At 37.8% G+C, this 22,144-nt stretch carries 22 protein-coding genes and 1 pseudogene; 3 read left to right on the top strand and 20 right to left on the bottom strand.

The window, feature by feature from the left end; genetic code table 11:
- Window positions 1-7: 7 nt before the first annotated feature.
- From uvrC to zapA, 12 genes are all read right to left on the bottom strand, one after another.
- The gene (gene uvrC / locus HF876_RS16320) at window positions 8-1,798 is read right to left on the bottom strand and encodes an excinuclease ABC subunit UvrC (RefSeq protein ID WP_169361111.1); all 1,791 of its coding nucleotides are present in this window, start codon (window positions 1,796-1,798) and stop codon (window positions 8-10) included.
- Between the two features lie 52 nt (window positions 1,799-1,850).
- The gene (gene trxA, locus HF876_RS16315) at window positions 1,851-2,165 is read right to left on the bottom strand and encodes a thioredoxin (protein WP_053588706.1); all 315 of its coding nucleotides are present in this window, start codon (window positions 2,163-2,165) and stop codon (window positions 1,851-1,853) included.
- Window positions 2,166-2,296: 131 nt separating this feature from the next.
- A complete protein-coding gene (locus HF876_RS16310) occupies window positions 2,297-3,274 on the bottom strand; it encodes an electron transfer flavoprotein subunit alpha/FixB family protein (RefSeq protein WP_169361110.1) in 978 nt (325 codons plus the stop codon).
- Between the two features lie 78 nt (window positions 3,275-3,352).
- Window positions 3,353-4,126: an electron transfer flavoprotein subunit beta/FixA family protein gene (locus HF876_RS16305; protein WP_169361109.1), complete on the bottom strand. Its 774-nt coding sequence runs from the start codon at window positions 4,124-4,126 to the stop codon at window positions 3,353-3,355.
- 21 nt (window positions 4,127-4,147) lie between these two features.
- A complete protein-coding gene (locus HF876_RS16300; RefSeq protein ID WP_169361108.1) occupies window positions 4,148-4,921 on the bottom strand; it encodes an enoyl-CoA hydratase in 774 nt (257 codons plus the stop codon).
- A 16-nt stretch (window positions 4,922-4,937) separates the two neighbouring features.
- Entirely contained in the window at window positions 4,938-5,519 is a 582-nt protein-coding gene (locus HF876_RS16295) for a TetR/AcrR family transcriptional regulator (RefSeq protein ID WP_169361107.1), read from the bottom strand.
- Window positions 5,520-5,607: 88 nt separating this feature from the next.
- A complete protein-coding gene (locus HF876_RS16290) occupies window positions 5,608-7,305 on the bottom strand; it encodes an AMP-binding protein (protein ID WP_169361106.1) in 1,698 nt (565 codons plus the stop codon).
- Between the two features lie 370 nt (window positions 7,306-7,675).
- Window positions 7,676-8,086, bottom strand: coding sequence for a DUF350 domain-containing protein (locus tag HF876_RS16285; protein WP_169361105.1), 411 nt, complete (start codon window positions 8,084-8,086; stop codon window positions 7,676-7,678).
- Between the two features lie 192 nt (window positions 8,087-8,278).
- On the bottom strand, window positions 8,279-10,642 hold the full coding sequence (locus HF876_RS16280) for an endonuclease MutS2 (protein ID WP_169361104.1): 2,364 nt from the start codon (window positions 10,640-10,642) through the stop codon (window positions 8,279-8,281).
- An 11-nt stretch (window positions 10,643-10,653) separates the two neighbouring features.
- Window positions 10,654-12,360 carry a DNA polymerase/3'-5' exonuclease PolX gene (gene polX, locus HF876_RS16275; protein WP_169361103.1) on the bottom strand — a complete coding sequence of 569 codons (1,707 nt, stop codon included), beginning with the start codon at window positions 12,358-12,360 and terminating at the stop codon, window positions 10,654-10,656.
- A gap of 103 nt (window positions 12,361-12,463) precedes the next feature.
- The gene (locus HF876_RS16270; RefSeq protein ID WP_169361102.1) at window positions 12,464-13,006 is read right to left on the bottom strand and encodes a CvpA family protein; all 543 of its coding nucleotides are present in this window, start codon (window positions 13,004-13,006) and stop codon (window positions 12,464-12,466) included.
- Between the two features lie 4 nt (window positions 13,007-13,010).
- Window positions 13,011-13,271: a cell division protein ZapA gene (zapA, locus tag HF876_RS16265; protein ID WP_169361101.1), complete on the bottom strand. Its 261-nt coding sequence runs from the start codon at window positions 13,269-13,271 to the stop codon at window positions 13,011-13,013.
- Between the two features lie 78 nt (window positions 13,272-13,349).
- On the opposite strand from zapA, the gene rnhC reads away from it, so the two are divergent.
- The gene (rnhC, locus tag HF876_RS16260; RefSeq protein ID WP_169361100.1) at window positions 13,350-14,291 is read left to right on the top strand and encodes a ribonuclease HIII; all 942 of its coding nucleotides are present in this window, start codon (window positions 13,350-13,352) and stop codon (window positions 14,289-14,291) included.
- 15 nt (window positions 14,292-14,306) lie between these two features.
- Window positions 14,307-14,831, top strand: a complete 525-nt coding sequence (locus tag HF876_RS16255) for a GNAT family N-acetyltransferase (protein ID WP_169361099.1) — start codon at window positions 14,307-14,309, stop codon at window positions 14,829-14,831.
- Between the two features lie 452 nt (window positions 14,832-15,283).
- Here HF876_RS16255 and HF876_RS16250 read toward each other — a convergent pair whose 3' ends face one another.
- The 6 genes and pseudogenes from HF876_RS16250 to HF876_RS16230 all read right to left on the bottom strand — a co-directional run bounded on the left by HF876_RS16250 (window position 15,284) and on the right by HF876_RS16230 (window position 18,691).
- The gene (locus tag HF876_RS16250) at window positions 15,284-16,357 is read right to left on the bottom strand and encodes an NAD(P)H-dependent flavin oxidoreductase (RefSeq protein ID WP_169361098.1); all 1,074 of its coding nucleotides are present in this window, start codon (window positions 16,355-16,357) and stop codon (window positions 15,284-15,286) included.
- A gap of 18 nt (window positions 16,358-16,375) precedes the next feature.
- Window positions 16,376-16,879 (bottom strand): NUDIX hydrolase, encoded by a 504-nt coding sequence (locus tag HF876_RS18785; RefSeq protein ID WP_205964150.1) that lies wholly within the window; start codon window positions 16,877-16,879, stop codon window positions 16,376-16,378.
- Window positions 16,880-16,897: 18 nt separating this feature from the next.
- Window positions 16,898-17,371, bottom strand: a pseudogene (locus HF876_RS18780) (GrpB family protein); the annotation flags it as partial.
- 15 nt (window positions 17,372-17,386) lie between these two features.
- The gene (locus HF876_RS16240; protein ID WP_169361096.1) at window positions 17,387-17,929 is read right to left on the bottom strand and encodes a ribonuclease FAU-1 family protein; all 543 of its coding nucleotides are present in this window, start codon (window positions 17,927-17,929) and stop codon (window positions 17,387-17,389) included.
- 12 nt (window positions 17,930-17,941) lie between these two features.
- Window positions 17,942-18,265, bottom strand: coding sequence for a hypothetical protein (locus HF876_RS16235; protein WP_169361095.1), 324 nt, complete (start codon window positions 18,263-18,265; stop codon window positions 17,942-17,944).
- Window positions 18,266-18,277: 12 nt separating this feature from the next.
- Complete coding sequence (locus HF876_RS16230) at window positions 18,278-18,691, bottom strand: NUDIX hydrolase (protein WP_169361094.1); 414 nt, start codon at window positions 18,689-18,691, stop codon at window positions 18,278-18,280.
- Window positions 18,692-19,279: 588 nt separating this feature from the next.
- Between HF876_RS16230 and HF876_RS16225 the strand changes: the two genes are divergently transcribed.
- Entirely contained in the window at window positions 19,280-19,471 is a 192-nt protein-coding gene (locus HF876_RS16225) for a hypothetical protein (protein ID WP_169361093.1), read from the top strand.
- Between the two features lie 50 nt (window positions 19,472-19,521).
- Here HF876_RS16225 and HF876_RS16220 read toward each other — a convergent pair whose 3' ends face one another.
- Both HF876_RS16220 and HF876_RS16215 read right to left on the bottom strand, forming a co-directional pair.
- The gene (locus tag HF876_RS16220; protein WP_169361092.1) at window positions 19,522-20,238 is read right to left on the bottom strand and encodes a Fe-S oxidoreductase; all 717 of its coding nucleotides are present in this window, start codon (window positions 20,236-20,238) and stop codon (window positions 19,522-19,524) included.
- Window positions 20,239-20,366: 128 nt separating this feature from the next.
- Window positions 20,367-21,788, bottom strand: coding sequence for a sodium:solute symporter family protein (locus tag HF876_RS16215; protein ID WP_169361091.1), 1,422 nt, complete (start codon window positions 21,786-21,788; stop codon window positions 20,367-20,369).
- Window positions 21,789-22,144: the final 356 nt, after the last annotated feature.

The following is a 22,144-nucleotide window of genomic DNA, read 5'->3' as shown; positions in this document are numbered from 1 at the left end:
CATAAGATTATTCAGAAGACAATAAATTTTTCTGAAAATGAGCCATTAGATTATCGGCTAATTTACTAGGGAGTCCAGATTCTATTAGTTCTTCTCGTGATGCAGCTTGCATTCGTTTGAGGGAGCCAAAATGCTTAAGAAGCATTTTCTTCCGTTTTGGACCTATTCCTTCAATTCCATCTAACGAGGAGGCAATTGTATGTTTCCCTCTCTGTTGTCGATGGAAAGTAATTGCAAATCGATGGACCTCATCTTGAATTCTTTGAAGAAGATAGAATGCTTCACTTGTTCTTTTCATCGGGATAATCGCTAATGGGTCACCATATAACAAGGAGGATGTTTGATGTTTGGCATCTTTTGCTAGTCCTGCAATTGGAATATCTAAGCCAAGTTCATCCTCTATAATTTCTCTCGCTGCTTCTATTTGTCCTTTACCTCCATCAATAATGATTAAATCAGGTAGAGGCAATCTCTCTTTTAGCACACGAGTGTAACGTCTACGAACGACCTCACGCATAGCGCCATAGTCATCATGCTTTGCTGCAGTTTTCGTTTTATACTTCCGATAGTCTTTTTTGTATGCTCTGCCATCAACGAATACAACCATGGCAGAAACCGCATCGGTACCGTGAATATGAGAATTATCAAAGGCCTCAATTCTGCTTGGCATAGCAATTCCCATAAGACTACCTAGTTCTTCTACTGCCCCTACAGTTCGTTCCTCTTGTCGTTCAATCAAGTGGAACTTTTCTTTCAAAGCTATCGCAGCGTTTTTTTGCGCTAAATCCACTAGGTTCTTTTTGGAACCCTTTTGAGGAATAATAACCTTCATTTCCAACAACTCAGAGGCTAACTCTAAATCAGTCGTATTAGGTACAAATATTTCCTTTGGTTTAATATGCTCTGGTTTGGAGTAGAACTGACCTAAAAAGGTAAGAAATTCTTCCTCCGGGTCACGGTAAATTGGGAAAAGAGAAACATCTCTTTCTATCAACTTTCCTTGACGTACAAAAAACACTTGGACACACATCCATCCCTTATCTACTGTGTATCCGAAAATATCACGATTTGTGAAATCATTCATCGTCATTTTTTGTTTTTCCATCACTTGATCAATATGTGCTATTTGATCGCGGTACTCTTTTGCACGTTCAAACTCCAGCTGTTCTGCTGCTGCATTCATTTTTTCAGTTAGCTCTTTCTTGACCGCTGCATGGCCACCGTTTAAAAAACTAGAGATTTCATGAATAATTTCGGTGTACGTTGCCTCTTCAATTTCTTTCACACAAGGGGCAAGGCATTGTCCGATATGATAATACAAGCAAACTTGGCTAGGTAGCTTTTGACACTTTCTTAATGGATATAATCTATCCAGTAATTTTTTTGTTTCATGAGCAGAATGAGAATTTGGATATGGTCCAAAATATTTACCCTTATCCTTTTTTACCTGTCTCGTAATGATGAGCTTAGGATTCTTTTCCGCAGTAATTTTTATATATGGATACGTTTTATCGTCCTTAAGCATGACATTGTATTTTGGATCATGCTTTTTAATGAGATGGAGTTCTAAAATGAGTGCCTCTAACTCGGACGATGTAACGATATATTCGAAGTCGACTATTTCTTGTACTAATCTTTGAGTTTTTCCGTCATGTGATCCCGTAAAATAAGATCGTACACGATTTTTTAATATTTTTGCTTTACCTACATATATAATGACGCCTTGTCGATCCTTCATTAAATAACAGCCTGGTTGATCTGGCAAAATTGCACACTTTTGTTGTATAAGTTCGTTCATCTCATCACCTGTTTAAAAAAACCGGGAACCATAGAGGACCCGGTTTTTATTATTATGCGTTTTTCTCAACGAATTGAACTAGTGCTTCTTTTGGTTGGAAACCAACAGCTTTATCTACTGGTTGACCATCCTTGAATAACACTAATGTTGGAATAGACATGATTCCAAATTGACTTGCAGTTGCTTGGTTCTCATCAACGTCTACTTTTACGATTTTAACTTTATCGCTCATTTCAGCGTCCATTTCTTCTAAAACTGGAGCAATCATTTTACAAGGTCCGCACCATGTTGCCCAAAAATCTACTAATACTAATCCTTTTTCTACTTCTTGTGAGAAGGTTTGATCTGTTCCATGTACAATTGCCATAAATAATTCCTCCTTTAGTAACTCTAAACTGATTATAGCAGACAAAAAAAGCTACATCTACAATTTAGCTTACACACTTCTATATAACCATATCCATAAAAAACTCGGCCCAATAGGAGCCGAGTATTTTCTTATGCATTTACTTTAAGCTTTTTGAATTCTTCTGTAAGCATTGGAAGAACTTCAAACAAGTCTCCAACAATTCCATAATCAGCAACCTTGAAAATGTTTGCTTCTGGATCCTTGTTAATTGCTACAATGATTTTCGAGTTAGACATTCCTGCTAAATGCTGAATTGCCCCTGAAATACCAACAGCGATATAAAGATCTGGAGTTACCACTTTTCCTGTTTGACCGATCTGTAGTGAATAATCACAGTAGTCAGCGTCACAAGCTCCACGAGAAGCTCCAACTGCACCGCCTAATACGTCAGCAAGCTCTTTCAATGGTCCGAAGCCTTCCTCACTCTTCACTCCACGTCCTCCAGCAATAACAACCTTCGCTTCAGATAAGTCAACACCTTCAGAAGATTTGCGTACCACTTCTTTAATAACAGTACGAAGGTTTGTAATTTCTACTGATAACGATGAAACGTCGACAGATTTACTATCGTCTTTTGCAAGTGGAGCAATGTTATTAGGACGAACAGTTATAAAATCGATTCCGTCTTTTACTTTTACTTTTTCAAAAGCTTTTCCAGAGTAAATCGGACGAATATAAACTGCATCATCCCCTTCTCCTTCAATAGCTGTTACATCAGAAACTAATCCGATTTGTAATTTACCAGCAATTTTTGGTGATAAATCTTTTCCTAAAGCAGTATGACCAAAAACAATAGCTTCTGGATTTTCTTGTTCAACTACTGCCATAAATGCTTGACCATAGCCATCAGAAGTATATTGCTTTAAATGTGGATGTTCTACCGTAATAACACGGTCTGCACCATATTTCCCTAGCTCAACAGCTAAGTCTTGGACTGCATCCCCCAATAATACTGCTACTACTTCTCCACCATCAGAAATTTGCTTTGCTGCAGCGATTGATTCATATGATACGTTACGAAGTGCACCTTCACGTGCTTCCCCTAAAACTAATACTTTTTTAGACATGATTTGTTCCTCCCATTTTATAAATGATTCGAACCCTCTTTAATTTCGAGATGTTCATAGATTACTAGAAACTAAATGTTATACTACTTTCGCTTCTGTATGAAGAAGACTCACTAGCTCTTTCACTTGATCAGCTAGATCTCCTTCTAATACTTTTCCAGCTTCCTTTTTAGGAGGTAAGTAAATTTCGATTGTTTCTGTTTTAGCCTCTACATCATCTTCGTCAATATCAAGGTCATCTAATTCTAGTTCTTCTAAAGGTTTTTTCTTCGCCTTCATAATACCTGGTAAAGAAGGGTAGCGTGGTTCGTTCAAACCTTGCTGTGCAGTAACTAAAAGAGGTAATGATGCCTCTAAAATTTCTGTATCTCCTTCAACGTCACGTTTGATTGTAGCAGTTGTTCCATTGATTTCAAGGTTTGTAATCGTAGTTACATAGTTTATACCTAAAAGCTCTGCAACACGTGGTCCAACTTGACCTGAACCGCCATCGATCGCAACGTTACCTGCTAAGATCAAATCTGCATCCTTGTCTTTTAAGTATTCGGATATAATATGAGCCGCTGTGAACTGGTCCATTTCTTCTATGTCGTCTTCTGTATTGATAAGTACTGCTTTATCAGCACCCATCGCTAAAGCTGTACGTAATTGTTTTTCTGCATCCTCGCCGCCCATTGTGATAACCGTTACTTCTCCGCCATGTGCGTCGCGTACTTGGATTGCTTCCTCTATTGCATACTCATCGTAAGGGTTGATGATGAACTCTGCACCATCCTCTTGAATTTTCCCTCCGCTTACAACAATTTTCTCCTCTGTGTCGAACGTGCGTTTAACTAGAACATAAATATTCATGTTGAAGTCCTCCCCATATTGTTATTTACCTTTAAAGTCAGGCTGTCTTTTTTCGATAAATGCTGAAATACCTTCTTTTGCATCCTCTGAAACAAAAACTGTTCCGAAGGCATTCGCTTCTGCTTTTACACCCTCGTGATAAGATGCAGGCTTCACATATTGAAGCATTTCCAATGCTGCCTTTACTGCAACTGGGCTTTTCTTTGCAATTTTAGCTGCTAGCTCCCCAGCCTTTTCAAACAATTCTTCCTCAGGGTAAGCATGGTTTGCTAGCCCGTATACAGCTGCATCCTTCCCACTGATAGGATCGCTTGTTAAAAGCATTTCTGCTGCTTTAGCAAACCCAACATAGCGTGGTAGACGTTGGGTGCCGGCAAAGCCCGGTATTAATCCCAACTGTAGCTCTGGCAATCCAAGCTTAGCATTTTCAGCAACTAGTCTAATATGACAGCTCATTGCCAATTCCAATCCCCCACCTAGTGCTGCACCATGAATGGCAGCAATAATTGGTTTAGAGAATGTTTCGACTCTTTCAAATATAGTTTGTCCACTAGAAGCTAGCTTTGAAAACTCTTCTCCAGAAGTCACTGTGGTAAATTCCTTAATATCTGCCCCTGCTGAGAAAAATCGTCCTTCTCCTTTTAGAAGGATCACACGAACGTTATCGTCGTGCTCCACTTCGTCTAACAAGCTATTAACTTCTAAAATAACACCCCTTGCTAGTGCATTTGCAGGAGGACGATTCAAAGTAACAGTTGCTACATGATTTTCGACATTCCATGACAAAAACTCCATTTACCCACATCCCTTTTTAGGTTGTTATCCCTTTTAATAATAAACGATGTACTTTCTCTGTAAGTCCGACCAAGTCATATTTATACTCATTCATCACCCAGGAAGTAGTCGTCTCATCAATTGTACCAAAAACCATTTGTCTTGCTAAGCGAATATCTACAGAATTTTCGAATTCCTCATTTTTTATACCTTCTTTTAAGATGGTGTCGAGCAATGTCAAATAATTTTTTAAGATAGCATTTATTCGTAAACGCAAGGCTAGATTGGATTGACGGAGCTCCAGTTGGGTTACAGTTGCTAGATGCTTGTTACTTGCCAGTACCTTAAAATGATTTTCAATCATCTTATATAATTTTTCAGAGGCACTGATGTCCTCTTTCAAAATTTCTTTCAAGTTATCCGCAAATACTTCCATTTTTTCTTCAAAAACCGATATTAAAATATCTTCCTTGTTTTTAAAGTATAAATAGATGGTTCCATCTGCAACACCAGCTTGTTTAGCTATTTTAGAAACCTGAGATTGATGGTATCCGTTTTCAGCTATGACGATGATTGCTGCGTCAATAATTTGTTTATACTTAGGTTTGTCTTTCTTCAATGAATTCACCACCAAAAAATAAAAATATGAATGATGATTCATTCATATTTTTATTTTATATTCAATTTTTTATATTGTCAATAAACAATTAACTCTCAACCGCTACCTTCTTCAACTTTTCTCTTTCTTCCTCTATTAAGTTTCTTCTTAAAATTTTCCCGATGGCAGTTTTAGGAAGCTCATCTCTAAATTCATAAATTCTAGGAACCTTAAAGGAAGCAAGGTTATCGCGACAATGTGTATTGAGGTCTTCCTCTGTTGCAGTCATACCCTCTTTTAATACGATGTATGCCTTTACTGTTTCTCCACGATATGGATCTGGTACTCCAGCTACTACACATTCTTGAACAGCTGGATGTTCGTATAATACTTCTTCTACATCACGCGGATAAATATTATATCCACCAGCGATTATAAGGTCTTTTTTGCGGTCTACAATATAAAAGAAACCGTTTTCATCCATGTACCCTAAATCACCTGTTAATAACCATCCGTCTCGCATCGTCATTTCTGTATCTTCTTTGCGATTCCAATAGCCTTTCATTACCTGTGGGCCTTTGACAGCGATTTCACCTATTTCTCCATGTGGCAATGACTCAGTAGATTCTGGTCCAAAAATGGTAGCTTCTGTATCCGGCCAAGGAACACCAATGGAGCCTTTTACCCGGTCCTCACTGTATATTAAATTTGCATGTGTAACAGGAGATGTTTCAGTTAAACCATAACCTTCTACTAGTCTTCCACCTGTTATTTCTTCAAACTTTTCTTGAACCTCGGCTGGTAGGGCTGCTGAACCACTTAAACAAGCTACGATAGAAGATAAGTCATATTTTTTAACATCTGGGTGATTTAAAATACCGATGTACATAGTTGGAGCGCCTGGAAACAGTGTGGGTTTTTGTTTATCAATTGTTTTTAGTGCCGTCTCCACATCAAACTTAGGTAATAATATCATACGATTGCATTGCATGACAGAAAAAATCATTACAGTAGTCATTCCATATACATGAAAGAAAGGTAGGATACCTAAAATCGACTCTTCTCCTTCACGACATTCATGCAACCATGCTCTACTCATAGAAACGTTTGAAATCAAATTCTTATGCGTGAGCATAACGCCTTTAGGGAAGCCAGTAGTACCACCAGTGTATTGAAGTAAAGCTAGATCCTCTTCAAAATCGAATGTTAAGTCAATGGTATTCGTCTTACCGACCTTCATAATTTCAGTAAATAGATGGTTCATACCTCGATGCTCAACTTTTACACTAAAGCCATATTGCTTCTTCTGTATAAATGGATAGATAAGATTTTTAGGAAAGGGTAGGTAGTCCTTAATTCCTGTGATGATGATATTTTCTAAATCTGTTTCTTTAATTACCTTAGTAATTCTAGGAAAAAGAATGTCCATAGCTAAAATGATTTTTGCTCCTGAATCCTTTAACTGGTACGCGATTTCTCGTTCAGTGTACAGAGGATTTGTTTGTACAACAATACCACCTGCATATAAGGTCCCAAAATAACCTATAACCCCTTGCGGACAGTTTGGCAGCATAATTGCTACTCTGTCCCCTCTTTGCAGGCCTAATGACTGCAAATAATTCGCAAACTTCATCGATGATTCGTAAAGCTCTTTGTAAGTTACATCTCTCCCCATGAAATGTATGGCTATCTTCGCTGGAAATTTCTTGTACGCTCTCGTAAGATACTCTTGGACAGGAATAGTTTCATAGTCAAGCGTGTGTGGAACTTCCGGCGGATAGTGAGAAAGCCATGGTTTTTCAATCATTTGTTTGCCCCCTTTGTATGATTTTAATAGAGTGAATATTCCTATTTTTTATTATAGATAAAAATGAATGACAATTCAATTCATAAAAAAAGAAAAGTAGTAGTCACTTTGCATTCCAATCCAAATTAAAGAAGGTAATAGGCCTGACAAAACATAAACGTTAGTGAAATCAACTTAAAACAGATAAAAAAAGAGACTGTACTAATTCGTTAATTCATTCAATTGAATTTACTAACGCATTATTACAGCTTCCCGTGGAGCTTAAATAACTCTATGAATTTTTTACTATATATATTATGCCAATTGCTAGAAAAAATATTCCAACTACAATTAATACCTTTGATAATTTCTCCATCTTTATCTCTCCTAATTAAATACTCGCACCAATAACAAATGATAATCCTACAGAAATAATTAACGAAATAAATCCAACGGATCGATTATCATTTTCTATTTCTTTATCCACATTAAAGCCGGGAGTAAAAAATTCAAATAACCAATACGCGATAATTAGAAGAGCGAATCCATATAGTCCCCAACCAATCATCTCAAAAAGTGTATTATGCTCTTCAATTGAATATTTAAAGATATTACATACACCAAATATCTTCCCACCCGTGGCTAGTGCCACTGCGACATTTCCATTTTTAATTTCCTGCCAGTTTTTATATTTGGTCACGATCTCAAACATAACCATGGAAACTATTAAACATAATATAACCACACTAAAATAACCTGCAGATTCTACTAATGGATTTGACCAAAAACTACCTAGCAGCATGATATAGCCCCTTTCAAACTTTTCTATCTTTACGATTTATAAAAATGAAAGTTTCATTTTTTATATAGCTGAATAAATTTCCATTTCCCGTGCTTTTGTTAAAAAGAAAACAACGAGTTATATCTACTTTACTAATAAGGGGAAGAAAGAGAATACGGATTAAATGACATCTGTTTCTCCTTCCTTCCAACATTACTTCAATTCAACGACAGTAACGCCGTGTCCACCTTCGCCAGCCTCACCGAATCGATAGCTTTTTACTCGCGAATGATTTTTCAAGTACTGCTGAATAGCCTGTCTTAGGACACCTGTTCCTTTTCCGTGAATAATAGAAACTCTCGGATAGTTCGACAATATCGCATCGTCTAAATATTTTTCTGTTCGAATAATAGCATCCTCGTAGCGCTCTCCACGTAAATCCAACTCAAGCTTCACATGTGCATCTCTACCTCTTACTGCATTCACTGATACGCTCTGTTTCTGCTTTTCTGGTTTTATAAATTCTAAGTCTGATTCATCTAGCTTCATTTTGAGCATTCCAATTTGTACGGACCATTCGGATTTAGACACCTTTTCTAGTAAGGTTCCTTTTTGGCCAAAGCTTAACACCTTTACTTCGTCGCCCGACTGTAATTCTTTCACTCGTTCATTTATTTTTTTCTGTTTTTTCAATACAGGATTGTTCGGAAGGGCTTCTTCTAAACGTTTCTTAGCATCTATTAATTCATGTTCCTTTACAAGTTTATGTGTATTAGATTGCATTTTTCGTAGCTCGCTAATAATTTCGTCCGCTTCTCTTCTTGCCTCTTCCACTATTTTTCTAGCTTTGTCTTTCGCTTTTTGTTCTAGTTTTTCTTTTTTCTCATCGTATTCTGCAAGTCTCTGCTCAAGATCATCCTTTAAATGCTTAGCCTTTTCTAACTCAGCCTCGGTTTCCTCTGCATCTCGCTCAGCTTGTCTACGACTATCCTCTAGGGAAGCAATCATAGAGTTTACTTCTCCACGGTCAGTTCCTGTATACGTCTGTGCCTGTGAGATAATATGGTTTGGCAAGCCTAAACGCTCTGAAATTTCAAATGCATTGCTTCGTCCAGGTACTCCGATTAATAGCTTATAAGTCGGACTAAGCGTTTCAATATCAAATTCCACACTTGCATTGGCCACACCAGGTCGGTTGTAGCCATAGGCTTTTAGCTCAGGATAGTGTGTAGTTGCCATGACACGGGCTCCAGTTCCATGGACCGCATCTAGAATTGAGATAGCTAGAGCTGCTCCCTCCTGAGGGTCGGTTCCTGCACCAAGCTCATCAAACAAGATTAATGATTTATCGTTATATTTTTTTAGAATATCAACAATGTTGACCATGTGAGAGGAGAATGTACTTAGGCTTTGCTCAATAGACTGCTCGTCGCCAATGTCAGCAAACACGGACTCAAATAGCGCAAGCTCCGACCCATCTAATGCTGGAACTGGTATCCCGCTTTGAGCCATTAAAGTGCAAAGACCAACCGTTTTCAATGTAACGGTTTTTCCTCCCGTATTTGGACCAGTGATTACTATAGCAGTAATATCCTTCCCAAATTCAATTGTATTAGGAACAGCCTGTTCTACTGAAATAAGAGGATGTCTCGCCTTCACCAAACGGATGTATCCATCGTTATTAATCAATGGCATCGTACATTTTTCTGCTTGTCCATATTTAGCCTTTGCTAATATGACGTCAATTTCACCAAGTATATTAACTAACAGGAATATCTCATGTCCAACAGCCTCTACCTCGCCTGACAACCGAATAAGAATACGTTCAATCTCTTCTTGTTCTTTTACCTTTAATGCACGAATATCATTGTTTATTTGGACTACCGCTGATGGTTCAACAAAAAGTGTTTGTCCAGAGGAAGACTGATCATGTACAATTCCACCGTAATGGCTGCGATATTCTGATTTTACAGGTATAACATAGCGGTCGTTTCGAATGGTAATAATAGAGTCGGAAAGCATTTTAGATGCATTGGCCCCACGTGTATAGCTCTCTAGCTTCTCACGTACGCGACTCACTTGAATTCTTAACTGCTGACGGATGGAGCGCAGCGTGCTGCTTGCACTATCAAGTACACTTCCATTCTCATCGATACAGTCGTTTATCTCATGCTCTAAAGCCGTTAAAATTGGAAAAGAGTCCTTTTTAGATAGAAAATGTGGGATTGCTACTGACTCTGCTTCTGCGACATTCTCTAAGAAATTTCGAAGAATTTTACTAGCTCTTATCGTGCTCGCAGTCTCCATCAGCTCCATCGGACTTAGCATCCCACCAATTTGAGCCCGTTTTGCATGAGGACGTATATCGACGATTCCTCCCATGGGAACATTTCCTCTTAGCCGTAGTATGGTAAGTCCCTCATCCATCTCCTCTAAAAGCTTAGTTACTTCCTCGTAATCAACAGATGGAACTAACTTTTCTATATGCGTTTTTCCGATAGAGGAGGTACAATATTTCCCTACCTCTTCTCTGATCTTATAATATTCTAAAGTTTTCAGTGCTCTTTCGGCTATCACCTTGGCACCTCCTATTTATTCTTCAAATACTGTTTGAATTTATCAAATGTCCATGTATTAACAATGTTGTCCTTTTTCAGCCATGCTTTTTGAGCATATTTAACCCCTACATCCATATATCTTAATTGATCGATATGGTGGGCATCTGTATTAATGGCTATCAGAACGCCTTTTTCCTGTGCTAGCTTTAAGTATTCTGTCTCTAAGTCGAGACGATGTGGGTTTGCATTGAGCTCTAGTATTTTTCCAAATTCACTAGCCCACTCTATTAACGTTAGCACATCTGGATCATAACCTGTACGACTTCCAATAATTCTTCCCGTAGGGTGAGCAATCATATGAACGTGAGGGTTTTCCATTGCGGTACGAAGTCTTGCCATAATTTTATCTTGTGACTGACTAAAGCTAGAGTGTATAGATGCAATGACGAAGTCTAGCTGCTCTAGTAACTCGTCATCAAAGTCCAGCGAACCGTCAGGAAGTATATCCATTTCTGTTCCAGCTAATATTTCAATATCGTTATATTTTGCATTTAATCCTTGTATCGTTTGGATTTGCTGTAACAGTCTCTCTCTCGAAAGACCATTAGCAACTTTTAAGTAGTTAGAGTGGTCTGTTATCACCATATGGGAATACCCTTTTTCACGACAAGCCTCTACCATTTCTTCAATAGAATGAGCTCCATCTGACCAAGTGGAGTGCATGTGAAAATCGCCCTTAATATCCTCTAGCGTCACAAGACTTGGAATCTTTTCTAGCTTGTCTAGTTCTGTCCCATCCTCTCGTATAGTCGGAGGTATAAATGGTAAATCGAAGAATGAATAAAACGCTTCCTCTGTTTCAAAGGACTGTACGGAGCCGTCCTCTTGCTCCACACCATATTCACTTATCTTCAGCCCTTTCTCTTTGGCAATTTGTCTCATTTTAATATTATGATCTTTAGATCCTGTAAAGTGATGTAAGGCAGAAGCATATTGATGAGGTTCTACTAACCTAAAGTCTACATCCACTTCGTTTTCAACATCTAACGTAACTGATACCTTAGTGTCTCCAGCTGCAATAATTTTTAGGAGGGGAAGCTTTTCTAGTAATTCCTCTCTGACCTCTTGATGGGAATTCGTCGCAACGATAAAATCGATATCCTTACTAGACTCTTTCACTCGTCTATACGACCCTGCAACAGAATATTTCACCACTTCTTCTATACCTGCTAATGTATTTTCTATAAAAGCAACAATCGGCTCAAGCTGCCAAATAGCAGTTCTTTCCGGTTTGGTTTGAAACACTTCGAGCTGAGCTAGTATCTTTTCCTCGGTTTTAGCCCCAAATCCTGCAAGTCCGCGAACCTTCCCTTCCTCACAGGCAGTCTTTAACTGTTCGATGGATTCAATACCTAATTCTTTGTACAGCTTGGCAATTTTCTTTCCTCCAAGACCCGGGATTTTTAGCATAGGCAACAGACCACTTGGCACTTTCTCTTGCATTTCTTTGAGAAGAGAGGATTGTCCAGTTTCCATTAAATCAGTGATTACGGATCCAGTTGCCGCACCAATACCCTTAAGCGAAGTTATATTATCCATTTCAGACAAGCTACGATCATCTAGCTCTAAAACTTGTGCTGCTTTTCGAAAAGCAGATACCTTAAAAGGATTTTCTCCTTGAAGCTCCATATATAATGCAATTTTTTCTAATGTTTTAATTATCGTCTTTTTATCCATTAGTAGACCTCCTTTAAGTAAGAAAACATAAGTCCTTCATAACCTATAAGCTGACTATTTAAAAAAACTTCCCTCTACTGAGAGAAGTTGATCATAGACATTGTTACTTTTCCAAATAAATATACCACCAGTTTTTGACCATTTCAGATAAAATTGGCGTATGCTCAAGCATCCATGAAGTTAAGAATGAGCCTGATACAGCATTTTGGATGAAATCAATCGGTAAAAGCACAACGACGTATAGAAGTACGAATAAAATGAAATAGAATTCAATAAACCCTAGAATCGCACCAGTTACAGTGCTGACAAATCCTAGTATAGGCAAGTACTTTAAGAAATCAAACATAGAGGCTAATAATTGTAACCCGAACTTAACTACCATGAATATCAGTGTGAATGCGATAATACGGTAAAACGTTTGATCGAGATCCAAAGTCTCTACTGCTATTGTAAATGTGGACTCTGAGGTTACTGCAGGAAATGGAATCCAGAGAACAAATTTATCCGCCAGTGGTTTATAATAAGTGTAAGCAACGATTAGAGCAATGATGAAGCCTACCATATGAATGAGCTGTACTATCAGCCCACGTCTAGCACCAGTTACAAAACCGGCAATTAATAAAATCAGGATAATTAAATCTAACATTTTTTCAGTCCTTTAGCCTTTTCAATTCTTCTTCTAGAAGTTCTAATTGTTCTTTTACTTTTATGTAATCGTTTACTGCATTAACAGCGGTAAGCACTGCCAATTTTGCGATGTCTAGCTGTTGATTGTGAGAATGTATTTCTCTCATTTTATCATCTACCATGGAGGCAACGAGTCTCATATGACCAGAAGTTTCTGTACCTACCATTTTATAATTCTGTCCATAGATATCAACAGAAATTCTTGTTTTCTCTTGTTCTGACAAAGACATACCCTCCCCCAGAAAATCCTATGTATAATAATAACACGAAATAGATTACGATGTGAAGAAAGGAACATATGAATGTCAAATGAAGTTTTACTAATGCCCGCAAATGAAATAGAAAAAGTAAAGGCACATTACTTAAAATACAAAATCGAACGCTCGGCACCTGGAGTCGTTTTCGCTGCTAAGCTATCAGATACAGCAATCACTATCTATAAATCTGGGAAGGTAATGTTCCAAGGAAATGGCGCTTCTAGGGAGGCAGCTCTATGGAATGGTGGAACCTCCTCTACAACAACCACTGTAAAAAGCCCCCTAACTAAAGGTGACACGCTCCCGGAACACTTTGAATTACAATCTGTAGTTGGTTCAGACGAAACTGGAACCGGGGATTATTTTGGACCTATTACGGTAGCAGCCTGCTTTGTACCTGCTCATCAAGTAGAGCTTGTAAAAGAGCTCGGTGTGAAAGATTCTAAAATGCTTACAGATGAGCTAATGCGTCGTATTGCTCCAGATTTGATGAAAACCTTAACACATAGTGTGCTCGTATTAAAAAATGAAAAATATAACGAAATCCAAGGACGTGGCTGGTCACAAGGTAAAATAAAGGCTATGATGCATAACCAAGCATTGAAGCATGTTTTGAAAAAAATGGAGCCCGAAAAGCCATCATTCATCCTTATTGATCAATTTGCTGAGCGTGGTATTTATTATAACCATATTAAAATGGAAAAGGAGATCATTCGTGAAAATGTTTTGTTTTCCACAAAAGCAGAGCAATTACACGTTTCCGTTGCCGCTGCCTCTATTATAGCAAGATATGCTTTCTTAAAGGAAATGGACCGCCTCACAGAGATAGCCAAAACTGCCATTCCTAAGGGTGCTAGTGCAAAAGTCGATGAGATAGCGGCAAAAATTTATTTAAAGCATGGCGAGGAATTCCTCAAATCCATTACCAAATGGCATTTTGCCAATACACAAAAAGCCATGAAGCTTGTGCAAAAAAGGAAATTTTAAAGGATGGGATCATAAATGAACATTATAGGGGAAACAGAAAGAATACGCCTTGTTGTATTTGAGGAAAGCCATGTAGAACCAGCTAAGCTTTTTTGGGGAGACAAAGAAGTGATGAAATTATGTGGTGGCTCGGCTTCCGTCGAGACATTGCCCAAAACTATCGAGTTTTATCGCCACTGTCATGAAAATAATAATCTTTCCGTTTATGCAGTGATGGAAAATAGCACAGGAGAAATAATTGGAGCAGCTGGCTTCAATGTTGAAAATACAATAGAGGAAGTAGAATTGATTTATCATTTCAATAAAAAATCTTGGGGGAAAGGGTATGCAACGGAAGCAGTGGGAGCTTGTATGAACATTGTAAAACTTCATCCAAAAGTTAAACTTGTCTCAGCTTCTGCAAGCAAAGAAAATGTTGGATCCCTCAAAATTTTAGAGCGAGTGGGCTTTACTTATATAGGGTTGAAATGGTTTGAAGATACCCAGCAAGAAGAACCAGTGTATGAATGTAGATTGATTAAGGAAACTATATCACAATAGATTATTGTATCGATTAAATGGAGGATTTTCATGGTATTACTGTGAAACTCCTCTTTATTTAATTGGCTATGTTAAAGAGTAGGGTTGATTTATGATACATAGAAAAAGAAATCTTTAAATTCGAGAGTAGAATTGATTTCCGCGCCAACCGGACGCTTTCCTCGGGGTGAGCGATAAGCCATCACCCATCCCGTAGGAGTCGCCGTCTGGCGCTCCAAACAATAAATGGGAACAGCTTTAATGCATCGATAAATTGCTTATAAATTTACTCGCATAAACTAAGCCGAAAAACTGTCACGAACTCCAATTTCATAATTTATTTTTGATCTTAATAATCATTTGAATGTCACTTTTATAATGTTTACAGTCACTATAAAAAAGAATGGTTAGTCAAAATCAACCAAAAAATTTAACAAAGCTATTTAATTTAATGTCACCATATTTCTTAAAGCCTACTTATTTAAGATTAGGTTAGCCTCATTTACAACACGACGAACAAGCCGTTCAACCGTTTCCTCTCTAGCTAAAGTTGGACTTTGGCCCGACCAGAGAGACATGAAATCTGCGTCCTTTTGCTGAGTGGCTGCTTTTCTTAAGTTTTGTGTAAGTGCATTTTGGACGGGAAAGGGCGGTAGCTTGTTTTCATGCACATGCATTTCTTTCATAAAACGATTTTCAATTCCTCTTGCTTCCTTCCCGGAAAATGCTTTCGTACTCACTATGTCCTCGCTTTTCGCTTGCAGTACGGCTTGTTTATGCACTGGGTTTGCCCCACTTTCCTTGCAGGTTAAGAAGGCTGTTCCCATTTGTACGGCATCTGCTCCTAAACATAACGCGGCAGATAGTCCTCTACCGTCCATTATTCCTCCTGCTGCAATAACTGGTATTGACACCTGATCAGTAACTTGGGGAATTAGTGCTATTAAGCCAATCATGCTGTTAGGGGAATCTACTAAAAAGTTCCCTCGATGCCCTCCTGCCTCACTACCTTGTACAACTACCGCGTCCATCCCCGCCCGTTCGATAGCTATGGCTTCTGGCACAGTAGTAGCTGTCCCTATTGTCATAATCCCGTTTTGTTTAAGATTTTCAATCGTTTTTTTGGTAGGAATTCCAAATGTAAAGGAACAAGCGGCCACTCTTTCTTCTATAACAATCTTTAGTAGTTCCTCATACGTTTGCTTTTCAATTTCTTTTGTAGGTAAGTCCGGTTCTTTCATTTTATGATTTAAAAGAAGCTCATAATTGTCTATTAGCTGCTTAGATTTTGCAACCTGGTCCTCATTCAATTCAAAATGCTCAGGAACGAACAAATTTACTCCAAAATTTGCATTCGTAAGTGCCTTCACCTGATTTATTTGAACTCGTAATTGATCAGGCTTTAAATATCCTGCACCAATCATTCCAAGTGCACCCTGATTGGAGACTTCACTGACTAGCACAGGAGTTGTAATTCCTCCAGCCATTGGCGCTTGAATGATAGGGCACTTTAAATCTAATGATTTCATAAAATTATTTCCCATCATCGAAAACCTCTCCTTATTTCAGTTTTCTTTAACTTTCCACTGTTCATAATAAGTAGCTTCAACAGATATCTTTTTTGTTCGCAACCATTCAAATGCTTTTAAGACTAAGGGCGAGGAATTTTCCATCGATGTTTCCTGTTCCGAAATCCATACAGCTCCTAGTGAGTCCTGTCCTTCAAACTGCAATGGTTCAGATATCGACCCTCCTACATGCTCAACTTCATAAAAAACAGCTACATGGTGTACAGCCGTGCCTTCTCTCCAATCGGTGTGAATAATAAAGTCAGCTGCTCCAATCTGTTTACGCACATCGATTAATAACCCTGTTTCTTCATAGAATTCTCTTTCAATTGCCTCCTGCAGCGATTCACCTGTTTCTAAATTCCCACCTGGAAGGTCATAGCGGTTGATATAAGGGCCACCATTTTTCTGAATAACTAGAAGCTTGTTTTCATGTATACAGATACCATACACTCCAAACGCTCTATGAAAATTCAACTGAATTCTATTATTCCATTGCATAGCTTTTTCCTCTAATGATTGCACGAACTTGTCCTTACCAATAATATAACTCTCCACATCATAAGGAAACTGTTGGGCAAGAGCTCTCTTTAGCTCACCATATTTCTTTGCCTCCACAGAATGTTTTCTTAAATAATCTCTAAAAATAAGATGTCTATCTATTTCAGGATTCCCTTGTTCATAAATATGTACGTGATGAGTCCTATTGTCACCCCCTTTTTGAAAATAGCGTCGACCTGGTAAACCGTTCTCTCCTTTTGGGGTATAGCCAAGTTGAATCATTTGCTCATCGTATGCATCAACTCGTTTAATATCCCGGACAACAGGCATTATATCTATAATCGGCTTTGCGGAAAGCCCCTCTATAGAAGTGCTACCTATATGGTGTACCTCTACTAGTTCTTCCTTGAAAATATCATTTAAAGACTTTGATTCTAGTTGAAAATCACTAGCCCATTTCTGTGAAAACTCTTTAACTTCAATTTTTCTCATTTTACATCCTCACTTTTATTTAAGAAGTGCTGTCAGCTCGTTTTTATGATATACGGATAATCTTAAAAGGTTCATGTTATTTTCCTCTAGCTCATCCATGATTTTTTGAGCTACATTTTTAGCCAGCTCATATTTCTCTTGATTTATTAGACCAGAATGTAAAGCCTCTTCAAGCTCCTCTTCATCCACGAGAAAATAATCACCAGATGGAAGGACGATAATATCTAAAAATAAATCATCCCACCAAGGACCTTGATCGTCTAAACCATGTTTATAACATATATCTATATACCATTGAACAACTTTTCCGTTTTGATCAAACATGGTCGTTACCGTAAAGTTTTCATCCAGTGGGAAGTGTTGCAGCCACATATACCCGTGGTCGACAATACAAATTTTCTTTGCATCATAACTAACCCATAATGGTTTTGCCGTCTCTACTAAATGTAAAAGGGATGCCCCTCCAGTAAACTGTTCGGAATTAATCTCTACAAAAGTATATCGTCTTTTTAAAATTCTTGACCATCCCGGGCGTTCACCGTATTTTCTTATAACCATCCTAATTCTCCTTTAATAGGATAATGTTACTTCTATAGTGATTAAAGGTAAATCCAAATTGTTTAATCCATATAAATCAATTATCTCTGGGATTTCACTTCTATTATTTAGAGTGATAGATACACTGTTGCCTTCTACAATGATCTCTCTGTGTTTAGAATCATACAAGGTATCTCCTTTTTCTATAAGTATATCGGTAGATAAATACATATAAGTGGCAATTGGAGTAAAGTGGATGAGTATGCCAACTCCTAAATCATCGTCATCGTATAACCTATCAGCCTTACTTCCTACATTTTCTTTGCTAGGACTAATATTTTTAAATAAATGAAACACTTCCATTCCCTCCTAATTGTTTTGAAACGTATAGGGTGCTGCTGAATTTAACAAGCTTTTTATTCCTCCTCGGTGATAGGGCATCCATTTATTAGCGGTTTGATAATCCACCCATTTTAACTCTTCTATTTCATCTGGATATTGTATGCTACACTCTCCATTAAGTACGTTCATTTTGAAGGTTACGAACAACACCTGGCTATCCTTGTGTGTAAAAAATGCTTCATTTAGTGCCACTACTCTCTCTACTTCCGTTATTAATCCAGTTTCTTCTTGAATTTCTCTCCTAATTGCTTGCTCCAGTGTCTCGCCAGGCTCGACTGTTCCACCTGGAAGTGTCCAGCCTGCCCCCTTATTTTTGACCATTAGTATATTTTCTTCATTCCTATCCGTTATTAAGCCGTATACCACGTCTACTCTTTTCAATATATGATTCTCCCTTAATTATTTTAGCTTGGTTAAAGTTATTGGTTGATTTTGACTAACCATTCTTTTTTATAGTGACTGTAAACATAAACAAAGGAACCTTCAAATGCTATTAAGAACATAAATAGATTGTGAAATTGGGGTTGGTGACAGTTTTTAGCTTTGGTTATGCGAGTAAATTTTTTTAATGCTTTATAGATGCTAAAGCAACCACGCGCGTAAGCGATGGGTGATGGCTTATCGCTCAACCCGAGGAAATCGTCCGGCTGGTGCGAAAAATCAATTCTACTCTCTGATCTAAGATTTCTTTGCATTATAAATCAACCCTAACCTTTTACATAGCCATTTTTTTAGGAAGAGGTCTTAGCACTCAACCCTTTAACTATCGATCAGCCTCAATAAAGAAATTATAACAAAATAGATAAATTTATGTTCTGAAATTTTTGAATATTCATCAAACAAACGTTCCGAGTCTTTAGGATTATCTTTTTCTAATAAGGGTATATATTAATATATTTATTTAATAATTAATACGTCTCACTAAGCGTTTTTCTTTGCATGGAAGAGCTTTTGGTGGGAGGTGATTAGTTGAGAAGAGTCTATGGAGTAAAAAAATTAACGACATATTTAGATTCTGTTGGCTACCCGCTTACAGAAGAACAAATCCATCAATTGATTCTAAATAAAGAAATACCACATCTTAGACCAATCGGAGATATTATAGCCTTTAATTTAGAACACATAGATTGGTGGATTAGTCACAAAAAAATTTCTCCATAGAACAAGCCCTGCCTTTTATGGCAGGGCTCTAAATTTTTGGAAGTATAGTTTTACAAGTTGGTCTTAGGACAGTAACCGCAAGCCCCTTGCCCGGGTATATCCATTGACATACAACAGCTCCGTCGGATCGGCTGATTGACTAGCACTGCTGGATTTCTCCCTTTTGTATATTCATAAAAAAGAGATTTAGTAGAAAATGATTTCCAAGCCTCAGTACTCTCTAAAATTTCAATATCATCCATCGCCTGAGATGCAGTAGATGGATTCTCTAAAAGTTTTTCATACATTTTAACAATGGAAACAAAAAAGCTTTCCCAAATAACCAATGGCGAGATACTTGTTGTCTTTCTCAAATACTGAACAATCTCGTACCCTTGCTTCTGTAATATTTTCATAATCACGTCTTTTCGTTCTGTTTCTTTCACATAACGAAAATCATTTGGATTGATGAACATAGCAATGGTATAGGCATCATACTCCTTGGTGACATCGAAATGAAGCTCAGTATGCTTACCATCCCAAATCATGTCATAAGCTGCTAACATATAAAATTGATTGGCAAAAAACATACCATATCTTTTAGCAAAATGAGAAACAGCTGCTACCTGATTTTCTGCTTCTGTAATTCCTTGCATCAGTTTTGCAAAATCATCCTGGAAAAATTCTTTGCTGAGAAGTTCTAACGTGAATAGTGTACGAAGCGGCCTAGTCGTATATATTCGGTGTTCATTTAATATAAATTCTTGTTCAAACGTAATTGCTGGCATATTCTCACCTATTCAAATAATTTATTCAACACTTCTATTTTATCGAAAGAGACCGTCATTGCAACATTTCCAGCTTGAACGAGAGAAACCCCTATACCGATAGCTGAATCGGTATAGGGGTGCATTCGTTAAACCTCTAAAGATGTCTCTTTTGTAGTAGGAACCATTTTAGAGATGATGATAGTTAACAATACAGATACTAAAACACCCCATAAAATTCCTAATGCAAGTGAGGCAATAGAGCCAGCAACTATACCAACTCTTGCTCCCCAAACGGAAACCTGACTGTTACTTGAACCCATTGAAAATTCTTGACCCTTTCTATTTTTCCAAAGGAGTCCTACGACTAATACTGGTACAACTCCCCCTCCTGCCATTGAATAAGCCAAGGAGAATAAATCGATAATTGAATCCGCCCAAATAGCTGTCCCAATTGTAAAAGCTCCAATTACGATAACTCCTATTCTCGTTAATTTTAAATAATAGGAATCTTCCTTAGGTTTCATATTTGGGATTACTAAGTCGTTTACAATGACGACTGCAGCGGAATGCAAAAGAGAAGAAGCACTGGAGATTGCTGCTAGGAATATCATGATAAAAAAGGCTAGTGCAGCAAGTTGTGTCATTTCCTCAAGGATAAGCCACGAAATAGCTTCGTCTGCAGCTAAATTAGGATTTTGTATTTTTACTACCATTCCGGCAATTGTTGCAAAAACAGTAAATACAATTGCTACTATTCCACTGATTAGCATAGCTCTGCTTGCTGCCTTCGGATTTTTAGACGCGAAGCACCTCTGCCAGTATACTTGAGCAGCTAGTATCCCTAAAGTACCGGTTACAAATAGGGAAATTACTTCCATAGCTGAAAGATTCATTTGAGCTAGTTCGATAGCTCCAACATTTTCTAAGCCAGTCTTAAGTGTTGTATAGCTAAAATCAATTTTAGCGAATACTTGTATGTAAAACCAAATAGCAATAGCGATCAATATCCCACCCTGTATGAGGTCTGTCCATACAACGGAATACATCCCGCCAACAGCTGTGTAAATGATGAATACAGCAGAAAAGACTAATATCATCATCAGAGGATCTGCTCCTGTAAAAGCTGAAAATAAAGCCCCCATTCCCATAGCCTGACCGCTTACCCACGCAATCATAATTGCGGAGGTTAAGATTGCTATCAAACCACGAGACAATCTATCTCTTATGATTAAATCATCCATCATTTCTGCTAGTGTATTATATGTAAACTTTGCCGCAAAACCTGCAAATACCAGTGCAAATAATATTTTTGCACCCTGCTCTCCAATGACGAATGGCACATTAGCTATTCCAATCTCGTACCCCTTTGAGGAATGGCCTACGAAATTGCCGACTCCCATGATGGTTGCAATGTCCGTAAACAATAATAAGAAAAATGGCAACGTTCCACCAGCTATTGCATAATGCGCAAAGCTCGTATCTGCTTTTTTCTTAAATAGGAAAGACATCCCTATAAAAGCTAACGATAATATAATCGTAACTGTCCATGTCCAAAACGATAAACCCATACAACCCCTCCTGTAGAAAATGTAACGCAAACATTATTAATAAAATTAGTAAATTATTAAAAATTTGCTATTACTTTCTTACCCCAGGTTTGATAGACATAAACCATAATAAAAGAACGAATAAATATCTATTTATCTAATAATAAGATTAGAATTTCCCATAAAAATTGGAGTCTCTCTTTTGTTAAAGAAATAGGCTATGTTAAAAAGTAGGGTTGATTTATGATGCATAGAAAAAGAAATTTTTAAATCAGAGAGTAGAATTGATTTCCGCCCCAGCCGGACGCTTTCCGCGGGGTGAGCGATAAGCCATCACCCATCGCTTACGCGCGTGGTTGTGATGTCTTATCTGTCTC

Origin of the sequence: Psychrobacillus sp. BL-248-WT-3, from assembly GCF_012843435.1 — a bacterium.
Lineage (GTDB): Bacteria > Bacillota > Bacilli > Bacillales_A > Planococcaceae > Psychrobacillus.
This window is presented reverse-complemented; position numbering and strand designations above follow the sequence as displayed.